General features: G+C 72.8%; 13 protein-coding genes. 8 read left to right on the forward strand and 5 right to left on the reverse strand.

Features of this window, described 5'->3' with window-relative positions; translation table 11 throughout:
- Positions 1-44: 44 nt before the first annotated feature.
- Complete coding sequence (locus DMH08_RS02260) at positions 45-1331, forward strand: KamA family radical SAM protein (RefSeq protein WP_125611353.1); 1287 nt, start codon at positions 45-47, stop codon at positions 1329-1331.
- 87 nt (positions 1332-1418) lie between these two features.
- On the opposite strand, the gene DMH08_RS02265 is transcribed toward DMH08_RS02260, so the two are convergent.
- From DMH08_RS02265 to DMH08_RS02280, 4 genes are all read right to left on the reverse strand, one after another.
- The gene (locus tag DMH08_RS02265; RefSeq protein ID WP_125611329.1) at positions 1419-2192 is read right to left on the reverse strand and encodes a helix-turn-helix transcriptional regulator; all 774 of its coding nucleotides are present in this window, start codon (positions 2190-2192) and stop codon (positions 1419-1421) included.
- Between the two features lie 234 nt (positions 2193-2426).
- Positions 2427-2948 carry a YbhB/YbcL family Raf kinase inhibitor-like protein gene (locus tag DMH08_RS02270; protein WP_125611331.1) on the reverse strand — a complete coding sequence of 174 codons (522 nt, stop codon included), beginning with the start codon at positions 2946-2948 and terminating at the stop codon, positions 2427-2429.
- Positions 2949-3042: 94 nt separating this feature from the next.
- Positions 3043-3834, reverse strand: a complete 792-nt coding sequence (locus tag DMH08_RS02275) for an ABC transporter ATP-binding protein (RefSeq protein ID WP_026403015.1) — start codon at positions 3832-3834, stop codon at positions 3043-3045.
- Positions 3827-4798 carry an ABC transporter permease gene (locus tag DMH08_RS02280; RefSeq protein WP_125611333.1) on the reverse strand — a complete coding sequence of 324 codons (972 nt, stop codon included), beginning with the start codon at positions 4796-4798 and terminating at the stop codon, positions 3827-3829. Before DMH08_RS02280 ends, DMH08_RS02275 begins: the two co-directional genes overlap by 8 nt.
- Before the next feature lie 242 nt (positions 4799-5040).
- Between DMH08_RS02280 and DMH08_RS02285 the strand changes: the two genes are divergently transcribed.
- The 3 genes from DMH08_RS02285 (at position 5041) to DMH08_RS02295 (ending at position 7828) form a co-directional block, all read left to right on the forward strand.
- Entirely contained in the window at positions 5041-6495 is a 1455-nt protein-coding gene (locus DMH08_RS02285; RefSeq protein WP_233617356.1) for a bifunctional phosphatase PAP2/diacylglycerol kinase family protein, read from the forward strand.
- 78 nt (positions 6496-6573) lie between these two features.
- Entirely contained in the window at positions 6574-6795 is a 222-nt protein-coding gene (locus tag DMH08_RS02290) for a DUF6158 family protein (RefSeq protein WP_026403017.1), read from the forward strand.
- A gap of 169 nt (positions 6796-6964) precedes the next feature.
- The gene (locus tag DMH08_RS02295) at positions 6965-7828 is read left to right on the forward strand and encodes a VanW family protein (RefSeq protein ID WP_125611337.1); all 864 of its coding nucleotides are present in this window, start codon (positions 6965-6967) and stop codon (positions 7826-7828) included.
- On the opposite strand, the gene DMH08_RS02300 is transcribed toward DMH08_RS02295, so the two are convergent.
- Positions 7815-8345 carry a TetR/AcrR family transcriptional regulator gene (locus tag DMH08_RS02300; RefSeq protein WP_125611339.1) on the reverse strand — a complete coding sequence of 177 codons (531 nt, stop codon included), beginning with the start codon at positions 8343-8345 and terminating at the stop codon, positions 7815-7817. The genes DMH08_RS02295 and DMH08_RS02300 overlap by 14 nt on opposite strands.
- A 72-nt stretch (positions 8346-8417) precedes the next feature.
- On the opposite strand from DMH08_RS02300, the gene DMH08_RS02305 reads away from it, so the two are divergent.
- From DMH08_RS02305 to DMH08_RS41380, 4 genes are all read left to right on the forward strand, one after another.
- Positions 8418-8828 carry a nuclear transport factor 2 family protein gene (locus DMH08_RS02305; protein WP_125611341.1) on the forward strand — a complete coding sequence of 137 codons (411 nt, stop codon included), beginning with the start codon at positions 8418-8420 and terminating at the stop codon, positions 8826-8828.
- A gap of 181 nt (positions 8829-9009) precedes the next feature.
- Entirely contained in the window at positions 9010-9906 is an 897-nt protein-coding gene (locus DMH08_RS02315) for a hypothetical protein (protein ID WP_199747573.1), read from the forward strand.
- A 205-nt stretch (positions 9907-10111) separates the two neighbouring features.
- On the forward strand, positions 10112-11485 hold the full coding sequence (locus tag DMH08_RS02320) for an FAD-binding oxidoreductase (protein ID WP_125611345.1): 1374 nt from the start codon (positions 10112-10114) through the stop codon (positions 11483-11485).
- A gap of 56 nt (positions 11486-11541) precedes the next feature.
- On the forward strand, positions 11542-11772 hold a 231-nt coding region (locus DMH08_RS41380; RefSeq protein WP_233617357.1), incomplete at its 3' end, for an FAD-binding protein.

The following is an 11772-nucleotide window of genomic DNA, read 5'->3' on the forward strand; positions in this document are numbered from 1 at the left end:
AGGAGTACCAACGCGTGACACTGGTGAACGACGCGGCCCCCGCCATGCGATCCACCGGTCGCAAGTTCCGCGCCTTCACGGCGAAGCACCTCGACGAGCTGACCGCTCGCGCCGGGCTCTCGCCGGCGCAGCGGCTCGCGACCCGGGCGGTCGCGACCGTCCTGCCGTTCCGGACGAACGCGTACGTCGTCGAGGAGCTGATCGACTGGGCGGCGGCGCCCGACGACCCGATCTACCGGCTCGTCTTCCCGCAGGAGGACATGCTGCCGGCCGAGGACGTCGCGCACCTGTCGGACCTGCTCGCCCGGGAGGCGCCCAAGGCGGAGGTGGAGGCCGCCGCGCACGCGGTGCGGATGAAACTGAACCCGCACCCGGCCGGTCAGATGGAGCTCAACATCCCGAGCTTCGGTGACGGCAAGGTCCCCGGGATGCAGCACAAGTACGACGAGACCGTCCTGTACTTCCCCAAGCAGGGGCAGACGTGTCACGCGTACTGCACGTACTGCTTCCGGTGGGCCCAGTTCGTCGGCGAGGCCGACCTCAAGATGGCGGGCGACGAACCCGCGCAGCTCCGCGACTACCTGATCGCGCACCCCGAGGTCACGAGCGTCCTGTTCACCGGCGGCGACGCCATGATCATGGGCGAGCCGGTCCTGCGCCGCTACCTGGAGCCGCTGCTCGACCTGGAGCAGCTCGAGTCGATCCGCATCGGCACCAAGTCGCTCGCGTACTGGCCGCAGAAGTTCGTCACCGACCCGGACGCCGACGCCATGCTCCGCCTGTTCGAGCAGGTCGTGGAGTCGGGCAAGAACCTCGCGTTCATGGCGCACTTCTCGCACCCGCGCGAGCTCGAGCCGCTCATGGTCGCCGAGGCGTGCCGCCGCATCCGCGACACCGGCGCCGTCATCCGCACCCAGGCCCCGCTGATCCGCACGATCAACGACGACGCGCGGACCTGGGAGGCGATGTGGCGCACGCAGACGCGCATGGGCCTCATCCCGTACTACATGTTCGTGGAGCGTGACACGGGCCCGCAGGACTACTTCGCGGTGCCCCTGGCCGACGCCTACGACATCTTCCGGGACGCCTACAGCAACGTGTCGGGGCTCGCCCGCACGGTCCGGGGCCCGTCCATGTCCGCGACGCCGGGCAAGGTCTGCGTGGACGGCGTCCTGGAGCTGTTCGGGGAGAAGGTGTTCGCGCTGCACTTCATCCAGGCGCGGAACTCCGAGCTGGTCGGCAAGCCGTTCTTCGCCAAGTACGACCCGAAGGCGGTCTGGCTGGACGACCTCAAGCCGGCCTTCGCGGACCGCTTCCCCTTCCAGGGGTGATCCGGGCGTGGCGTGTTCGTCCCGCAGCCGCGCGGACGAACACGCCACGGTGCGTCGTCGAGTTCGGCGCCGTCACGTTCGGCGCCGTCACGTCCGGTGCGCGCGCGGAGCGGTGCGTCCCGGCGTGTAGCCGTACTCCTTCGTGAACGCGGTGATGAACGCCGACGGGCTCGCGTACCCGACGAGCGGCGCGACCTGCGTCACCGGGGTGAAGCACAGCAGCACCCGCGCGGCGCGCACCCGCAGCTTCGTGCGCCACTGCGTGTACGGCATCCCGAACTCGCGGACGAAGTCGCGCTGCAGCGTCTTCACGCTCACGCGCAGCCGCGCGGCCCACTCGTCCAGGTGCGTCGGGTCGGCGGGGTCGCGGGCCAGCGCCCGCGCCACGGTCAGCGCGGCGCCCGTCCCGGACGGCCCCCGCCCCGGCGGGGCGCCGAGCCCGGCGGTGATGCGGCGGCGCGCGGCGAGCGCGGCCGTCTCGTCGCAGTCCCGGCGGGCGATCAGCTCGATCAGCCGCGCCGCCTCCCCGTCGATCGGCACCGGCCCGGCGCGCAGCCCGGCCAGCGTCGGGGGCACCTCCCGCAGGCACATGCGGTAGACCGTCTGCCGGTCGCCCGCCCGCACCTCGTGGCTGACCGCCCGCCGCACCCAGTACGCCTCGCGGGGCGCGGTGATGAACCCCTGGGACGTCGCGAGCGGTCCGTCCGGCGACCAGTACAGCTGGTGCAGGAAGTCCTGCCGGCTCTCCCCGAATCCGATCCCGCCGGAGGAGCGGTACTTCAGCACGAGCACCCCGGCGGGTTCGCCGAGCCCGTACCCGTACTCCTCGCGCTCCTCCGGATCCCGACTCCAGACTGGCACGACCCCGTCCTCTCGCAGTCATGGCGAGGCACCAGCATCTCGCGCCGCGAGGCCGGCGTCAGCGGATCTTTCCGCAGGGTGGATGTCGGGTCGAGAAGACGCCCACCGCGGGTCAGGGGCGCTGTCGCCGAAACACCCGCCGAAACACCCGCCGAAACACCCGCCGAAACGGGCCCCGGACGGCCGTCCGGACGGCCCGGGGACGCGGCGCCCCGGGCCGGCGCGGGCGGCGCGTCAGCTTCCGTACTCGGGGACGATCACGGCGCGGGCCAGCGTGTGCGCGGTGATGTTGAAGCCCACGACCGCCGGGGAGGTGTCGGAGCCGAGGCCGAGGGACTCGACGTCCAGGGCGTGCACGGTGAAGACGTAGCGGTGCGGGTCGCCGGGCGGCGGGGCGGCGCCGCCGAACGCCTTCACGCCGTAGTCGTTGCGGGCGTGCACGCCGACCTTGGCGTCCTCCGTCCCGGCGCCGGTCTGCAGCTCGACGACCGCGGCCGGGATGTCGAACAGCGACCAGTGCCAGAACCCGCTGCCGGTGGGCGCGTCCGGGTCGAAGCACGTCACCGCGAAGCTCTTCGTCTCCGCGGGGAAGCCCGACCAGCGCAGGTGCGGGGACTTGTTCCCGCCGGAGAACCCCCAGTCGTCGAACACGTGCGCGTCCGCGAGCCGTTCGCCGTCGGCGACGTCGTCGCTGGTGACGGTGAACGACGGGACCTGCGGCAGGAACTCGTGCGGAAGCGGCGGCTTGGCGGCCATCGCGACCTCCTCGTGAGACGGATCTTCGTGTCGGTCCATCTCTACCAGCCGGGGGCCGCTCCGGTCCGCCGTCCCGCCGCTCGCTCGCCGCCCGCTACTTGCCGGTGGCTTCGGTGTAGGCGCGGATGACCTCGTCGGGCGGGCCGTCCATGTGCATCTTGCCGTCGTCGATCCACAGGACCCGGTCGCAGGTCTCGCGCACCACGTCGAGCTGGTGCGCGACCAGGAACACCGCGCCGGCCTCCTTGCGGAGCTCCTCGATGCGGCGCTTGCTCTTGGCCCGGAACTTGCCGTCGCCGGTCGCGAGGGCCTCGTCGATCAGCAGCACGTCGTGCGTCTTGGCCGCGGCGATCGCGAACCGGAGGCGGGCGCCCATGCCGGACGAGTACGTCCGCATCGGGTACTGGATGAACCCCTCCTTGAGACCGGCGAAGTTCACGATCTCCTGGTACTTCGCCTTGGTCTCCGCCGGGGACATGCCCATCGCGAGGCAGCCGAGGACGATGTTGCGCTCGCCGGTGAGGTCCTTCATCAGCGCGGCGTTGACGCCGAGCAGGGACGGCTGCCCGTCGGTGTAGACGCCGCCGCGGTGCGGCGGCAGCAGGCCCGCGATGGCCTTCAGCAGCGTCGACTTGCCGGAGCCGTTGGTGCCGATGATCCCGACGGCCTCGCCTCGGTAGGCGATGAACGACAGCCCCTTGATCGCGTGGACCTCGGTCATCGTCGGCCGGTTGCGGCGGCGGATCACGCGGGAGAAGGCGCTCGCGGCGTTGCCCTTGCCGCCCGCGCCGAACACCCGGTAGACGATGTGCAGGTCGTCCACGACGACGATCGGCTCCCGGGCGGGGTCGATCGCGACCTGTCCGCGGACCTTGGTGTCAGCCACGGCCGTAACGCTCCTCGGCACGGTAGAAGAAGTAGAACCCGCCGATCAGCATGGCCACGCCCCAGCCGACGGCGTACAGCCACAGCTGGCTCATGGACGTCATGCCCAGGCTCGTCTCCACGTAGTTCCGGTACTCGCCGAGCAGGGAGTGCCTGGCGAGTTCGAGGAACACGTACGCGGGGTTCGCCTCCAGCACCTCGGTCAGCCAGGGGTGGTCCTTCAGCAGGCTGCTGCTGTTCATGAGCTGCGGCAGGCTGAAGATGACGCCGGAGGCGTACAGCCAGGTGCGCATGACGAACGGGAGCAGCTGCGTGATGTCGCGGTTGAACGCCCCGAGCCGCGCCATCACCATGCTGATGCCCACGTTGAACATCAGCTGGAGCATCAGGATCGGGATGAACAGCAGCATGTAGAGCGTGAGTGGCTCGCCGAACGCCAGGATGATCGCGAACAGGACGATCAGCGACAGCAGCAGCTGCTGCAGTTCGACGACCGCGATCGCGAGCGGCAGCGTCGCCCTGGGGAAGTGCAGCGCCCGGATCAGCGACAGGTTGTCGCCGACCGACTTGGACCCGGCGGTGACCGACCGCTGGGTGAAGCCGAACAGGAAGACGCCGGTCACCAGGAACGGGATGAAGTCGGGGATGCCGCGGCTCAGTTTCAGCAGCAGGCCGAAGATCAGGTAGTAGACGGCCGCGTTCAGCAGCGGCGTCAGCACCTGCCACACCTGGCCGAGGCGCGAGTCGCTGTACATCGAGATGTTCTTCGCCGAGGCGAAGGCCCAGATGAAGTTGCGCCTGGCCCACACGTCTCGGATGTACTTGCGCAGCGGCGGGCGTGCCGCGCTCTGCCTCAGCCCATGCCGTGCGGCGTAGTCGGACAGCTTCTCGTTCACGTGAGGAGGCTCCGCGATCGTGCCGACCGACTCGCCACCCGGGGAACCGAGCCGTTCCGGGTGACTCATGCCGGGAAGCTTATTGCAGTCGATGTTGTCCGAGTGACGTTCGCCCGCATGTGACCCCCGATTTGAGATCTTCCCGGAATCATGTCGGCGCCTCTGGGGATACCCGGAGCATGCGCGTCAACCACTCGAGGGCTCCCTCCGGCCCGTCCGGAGCCGCGCACACCGCGTCCCGGCCCGTGTCCGCGGTCGAGCATAGACCCCGCCGTCACCGCTGGCCGTGGGTCCTGCGCCGGCTGGGGCGGGTGGACCGCTGGGCGTTCGACCGCGTCGCCGCCGCGCACCTGCCGGGCCTGGAGTACGTGCTGCCGCGGCTGTCCCGGTCCGCCGACCACGGTGTGCTCTGGTTCACGACCGCCGGCGTGCTCGGCCTCACCGGACGGCCGGGGCTGCGGCGCGCGGCGCTGCGCGGGGCCGTCGGGATCGCGGTGGCGAGCCCGGCGGTGAACGTCATCGGCAAGCACGCGTTCCGCCGGAAGCGGCCCGTCGTGGACCTGGTGCCGCCGATCCGGATCCGCTGGAAGCTGCCGACGTCGCACGCGTTCCCGTCCGGGCACTCCGCGTCGGCCGCCGCGTTCGCGACCGGGGTGGCGCTGGAGGCGCCCGCGGCCGTGGCCGCGCCCGTCGCGGCGGCGGCCGCCGGCGTCGCGTTCGCCCGCGTCTACACCGGCGCCCACTACCCGGGCGACGTGCTCGCGGGCCTCGGGATCGGCGCGCTCGCGGCGGTCGGGACGCGCCTGGTGTGGCCGCCGCGGCCCCCGGCGGCCCGCGTCGGCCCGGGCGGCGTCGAGGACGTGCGCGTCGACGCCGACGGGCGCGGGGTCGTCGCGGTCGTCAGCGCGGCGTCGGGCGCCGGGCCGCCGGGGATCCTGCCGGGCCCGGCCGACGCGGCGGCGGACCTGCTGGAGCGCGAGCTGCCCGCCGCGGAGATCGTCCGGCTCGGTGCGGACGACGACGTCGACAAGGCGTTCGGGGAGGCCGCGGCGCGCGCCGAGGTCCTCGCGGTCGTGGGCGGGGACGGGACGGTCAACGCGGCGGCGCGGGCGGCGCTCGCGCGGGACGTCCCCCTGCTCGTCGTGCCGGGCGGCACGTTCGACCACTTCGCCCGCGCGTACGGGATCGAGAGCCCCGCCGACGCCGTCGCCGCCTACCGGAAGGGACGGGTGGGGCGGGTGGACGTCGGGTCCGTGCGGGGCCCGGAGGAGGAGCAGCTGTTCCTCAACACCGCGAGCTTCGGCGCCTACACCGAGATCGTGGACCGCCGGGAGCGGCTCGAGCGGCGGCTCGGCAAGTGGCCGGCGCTCGCCGTCGCCGCCGTCCGGACGCTGCGGCACTCCCAGCCGGTCGAGCTGGACGTCGACGGGCACCGGCGGCGGGTCTGGCTCGCGTTCGTGGGGAACTGCGTCTACGGCTCGCCGGGCGCGGCCCCGTCGTGGCGGCGGCGGCTCGACGACGGCCTGCTGGACGTCCGGATGGTGGCGACGGGCCGCCGGGTGCCGCGTGCCCGCGCCGTCGCGGCCGTCCTGGCCGGGCACCTGCCGCTGATGCCGGGGTACCGGGCGTGGCGGGCCGGGGGGCTGGAGCTGTGGTCGCCCGCGGGCGGGCTGCGGCTGGCCCGGGACGGCGAGGTGTCGACGATGGCGGGGACCGTGCGGTTCGGCAAGCACGCGCGGGCGCTCGCGGTCTTCTGCCCCGGCTGACCGTGCGGGCGAAAGGCCCGAATGGTCGGGGAAGGCCCGGGTAGGGGACGGGAACACCGCGACAAGGAGGTACACGCGATGACGATGGGCGTCGACCCGCGGGAGCTCCCCGACGACGATCTGTTCCGCGAGCTCGGGCACCTGTACCAGACCCGGTTCGAGACGCTGCGCCACGCGTCCGACCAGGCGTTCGAGGAGCACACCCGGCGGACGAACGAGCTGGAGGGCGAGTACCTGCGCCGCCGTCCGGCCCGGGAGGTCGACCCCAACCGTCTCCGCGAGGGCGCCCGCGCGCGCTGACCCCCGCCCCGGCGCGCAAGTCGATTCGCGCACCATCGCGCTCGTCCCGCGCGTTCGTTTTCCGCAGAGACTTCTCGAATAGACGGTAAAGAACGCCGGTTCGTCCGACTCACCTGAGGCAGGCTCCCGTCCCGGGGTCCCGACCGGGGATCCGCGGGGGGTGTGAGCTGTGGGACGGACCCGGCGCCGTCATTACCGCCGATACCGCGCGGACCAGCGGGCGCTGCGCGACCACGTGCGCCGCTGGTGGCCGTTCGTCGCCGGCGCGCTCGTCGCCAACGGCTTCCTCGTGGCGACGTACCTGTGGGCGCCGCACGAGCCGGCCGCCGACGCGGTGCCCGCGGCCGATCCGGCCGCCGTGCGGCGGGCCGCCCCGGCCGAGCGGCCGATGAGCACGTTCACGACCCGGTTCGAGCGGGGCGAGCCGCGCGTCCGCAACATCGAGATCGCGGCCCGGCGGCTGGACGGCGCGGTCGTGCGGCCCGGCGCGACGTTCTCCTTCAACGACGTCGTGGGGCCCCGCACCAGCGACCGCGGCTACGTGCCCGCGCCCGTCATCATGGGATCCCGCCTCGTGAACGACGTCGGAGGCGGTATCTGCCAGGTCAGTTCGACGCTTTACAACGCCGTCTTCCGCGCCGGGCTCGACATCCGGAAGGCGCGCGCGCACACCATGTGGATGCCCGAGTACCCGGACGGGCGCGAGGCCGCCGTCGCCTACCCCGATCTCGACTTCCGCTGGCGCAACGACACCGACGTCCCCGTCCGCATCGACGTCCAGTACACCGACTCGTCCCTGACGGTGAGCCTGTGGGGCGAGCGGCGGTACGAGGTCCGGTCGGAGACGTCCGAACGGTACGACTACACGCCGTACTGGACGACCGTCGGGCACGGCAGCCGCTGCGTCCCCACGACCGGCCGCAGGGGGTTCGAGATCGACGTGTGGCGCGTCCTGCTGGAGGACGGCCGCAAGGTCAAGCGCGAGCGGTACCACACCGAGTACCAGCCGCAGCCCAAGGTCACCTGCGTCTGACGAGCGCCTCCGCCGCCGCCCGCGCGGTGGCCGCCGCGCCCGGATCGCCGGTCATCGCGGCCGTCACGATCGCGCCGTCCACGAGCATCACGAGCTGTGCGGCCAGTTCGTCGTCGTGCACGAGCCCGCGCAGGAACCGCCGCAGCCGCTCTTTGTGTGCGCGCGCGGCCGCGGCCACGGGTGCGGACCCGTCGCCAAGCTCCCCGTAGGCGTTGATGAACGCGCACCCGTGGAAGTCGTCGCTCGCGAACCATTCGCCCAGCCAGTCGAACACCGCGCCGACCGAGCCGTCCCGGGCGGCGACGTAGCGCTCCAGGTCCCCGGTCCAGCGCAGGTCCCGCCGCTCCAGGTACGCCGTCACCAGCGCCTCCTTGGAGGGGAACGTGCCGTACAGCCGCTTGAGCGAGACGCCCGACGCGGTCCGGACGTCGTCCATGCCGACGGCCTGGACGCCCCGGCGGTAGAACAGCGACTCCGCGGCGTCCAGCAGCCGGGTCTCGGCCTCCTGCCGCTCCATGCCCCTCCTTGCGTAGAGAACGTGCGTTCTCTACTCTACGCGGAGAACGCACGTTCTCTAGGGAGGAACCCGATGCGCCCACCGCTGCCGCCGTTCACGGAGGAGACCGCCCGCGCCAAGGTGCGGGCCGCCGAGGACGCCTGGAACACCCGCGACCCCGAACGCGTCGCGCTCGCCTACACCGAGGACTCCGTCTGGCGGAACCGCGACGAGTTCTTCACCGGCCGCGACGCCATCAAGGACTTCCTCCGCCGCAAGTGGGAGCGCGAACTCGACTACCGCCTCCGCAAAGAGCTGTGGTCCTACACCGGGAACCGCATCTCCGTGCGGTTCGAGTACGAGTGGCACGACGCGGACGGCCGCTGGTGGCGCAGCCACGGCAACGAGCAGTGGGAGTTCGCCGACGACGGCCTGATGCGCCGCCGCGAGGCGAGCATCAACGACGTCCCCATCGCCGCCGCGGACCGCCGCCTGGCGTCCTGACGGGGCCGGGGCGGCTGCTCCCGTGCCCTGTCGGCCGGGTGCGATATGTTCCAGACCTTCGTGATCACAGCTTGTGGAGGACGCCATGTACGGGTCGGGGACGCCGCCTCAGCCGCCGGGGCCGCCCGGAGCTCCCGGCGGCCCGCCCGGTCCTCCCGGCGGCCCGCCCGGCCCGCCCGGAATGCCGGGCGGGCCGTACCCCGGGCCGCCGCCGCAGGCGCGCGCCAAGACCTCGCCGTGGGTGTTCGTGGTCGCGGGCGTCGCGGCGGTGCTCGTGCTCGGCGCCGTCGTCGGGTCCGTCGTGCTGAGCGCGTCGGCGGAGCCGGACGGGCCGGTGAAGGCCGACGAGTGCGTCGGCGTCCGGTTCGATCTCCAGCAGGGCAAGAGCTCCATGCAGCGGGTGCCGGCGGCCGAGCGGGTCGACTGCGGGGACGCGACGGCCAAGGGCAAGATCGTCAAGGTCGTCGGGCCGAGCACCGGCTTCTCGTCGTCGTCGCCCGACTGCCCGGACGGCGCCGACGGCGTCGCGGCCGTCCGGGCCGACGAGAAGGCCGCGAGCGCGACCCAGGTCTGCGTGCGCAACGTCGACGGCCCCCACCCGGGCGACCCGGGGGCGGGCGGCGCGATGTTCAGCGTGGGCGACTGCGTGAAGTCGTCGATCGCGTTCGGCAGCGAGGTGGCCTGCACGGACAAGGAGTCGTACGCGAAGGTCGTCGCGCGCGTGAACGACAAGGCGGAGTGCCCGTCGACGGCGCTGGAGATCATGGAGCTCCGGTCGTTCGGCGGCGGCGAGACGCCCCGGCCCGTCCTGTGCCTGGGCGGCGAGGGGCAGATCGTGTCCGTCGGCGAGTGCATCACCGACCCGTCCTACTCGGTCGGCGGGCTGAAGACGGCGGCCTGCGGGTCGAACTCCGCCGTCGCCAAGGTCCTCGGCCGCACCCGGGCCAAGGCGGAGTGCCCGTCCGGGACGACCCACCACCTCGAAGCCGAGGACAAGGAGAAGGCGCTCCTGCCGGTCATGTGCGTCAAGAAGCTTCGGCCGACCCTCAACGAGCGGATCCGGGGCCTCGCCAGCTAGCCCCCGCCCCGGCGGTCGTCCGCCGCCTATGCCCTTTCACCTGCGGCTTCTCGGTTATCGAGGAGCCGCAGGTTCTTCTCATCCCTGGTGCAGGAGCGCACAATGAGGGTTGAGTGACGGCACGGCAGGGCGGCGGAGATGTCCGCGCGCGCGAACGTCCCGAACCCCTCGATCCCACGGCGGAACCTGGACGAGAGGGACGAACATGACCACTCATATCGATCCGGGCCTGCGGACGGAGTTCGCGGGCGAGGTGCTCACTCCCCGCGACCCCGGCTACGACGAGGCCCGGACGATCTTCAACGCGATGATCGACCGGCGCCCGGCGGTGATCGCGCGGTGCGCCAACACCGACGACGTGGCGCGGGCGATCGGGTTCGCGCGCGAGCGCGGGCTGGAGGTGTCGGTCCGCGGCGGCGGGCACGGCGTCGCCGGGAAAGCGCTGGTGGACGGCGGCCTGGTGGTCGACCTGCGGCTGCTGAACTCGGTCACCGTCGATCCGGACGCGCGGACGGCCCGCGTCGGCGGGGGCGCCGTCATGGCCGACCTCGACGGCGCGACGGCCGAGTACGGGCTGGCGACCGTGGGCGGGCGCGTGTCCACGACCGGCGTGGGCGGGCTCGTGCTCGGCGGCGGATCGGGCTGGCTGGAGCGCAAGTACGGGCTGACCTGCGACAACCTGGTCTCCGCCGAGCTGGTGACGGCGGACGGCTCGCACGTCCGGGCGAGCGAGGAGGAGAACCCCGAGCTGTTCTGGGCGCTGCACGGCGGCGGCGGGAACTTCGGCGCGGTCACCTCGTTCACGCTCCGGCTGCACCCGGTGACCACGCTGTCGATCGCGATGCTGCTGTTCCCGCCGGAGGCGGGCCCGGACGTCGTCCCGGCCTTCCGCGACTTCATGGAGGCGGCGCCGGACGAGGTCGGCGGCGGCTCGGAGTACATGCTCGCCCCGCCCGCCGACTTCGTCCCGGACGACCTGGCCGGGCGGCTCGCGCTCGGCATCGTCGTCACCTGCCTGGCGACCGAGCCGGAGGCGCGGGCGGCGTTCGCGCCGATGACGCGGCTCGGGCCCGCGGGCGGGCTCGTCGCGGAGATGCCGTACACGGCGGTCCAGTGCATGGACGACGACGAGCCGGGGATGCGGAACTACTGGACCGCGCAGCACGTCGGCGAACTGCCGGACGAGGCGGTGGCGCGGTACTGCGCGCTGGCCGAGGACATGATCGTCCCGTCGGCGTCCCGGCACACGCTGCTGCCGCTGGGCGGCGCCGTCGCGCGGGGCCCGGCGGAGTACCCGGTCCCGTGGCGGCGCGACCCGTGGGTCGTCCACCCGCTGGCCCTGTGGGACGACCCCGCCGACGACGCCCGCGCCAAGGCGTGGGTCCGGGACGTGCGCGCGTCCATGAAGCGGTGGTCGACGGGCTCGCTCTACCTGAACTTCATCGGGGACGAGGGCGCCGAGCGCGTCCGCGAGGGCTGGGGCGACGCGAACATGCGGCGCCTCGCGGACGTGAAGCGGCGGTACGACCCGGACAACGTGTTCCGGCACAACCAGAACATCGCTCCGGCGGCGGCCTGACCCGCGACCCGCCGGGGCATCGGCGGGCGGGCCGACCGCACGAGGGGGGAGGAGCATTGACCACCCACCAGAGGGAAGCCGACCTGCGCACGGGGTTCGCGGGCCGGGTGATCCTGCCGGACGACCCCGGCTACGACGAGGCCCGGACGATCTTCAACGCGATGATCGACCGGCGCCCGGCGGTGATCGCGCGGTGCGCCAACACCGACGACGTGGCGCGGGCGATCGGGTTCGCGCGCGAGCGCGGGCTGGAGGTGTCGGTCCGCGGCGGCGGGCACGGCGTCGCG

This window comes from Actinomadura sp. WAC 06369 (assembly GCF_003947565.1).
Lineage (GTDB): Bacteria > Actinomycetota > Actinomycetes > Streptosporangiales > Streptosporangiaceae > Spirillospora > Spirillospora rifamycini.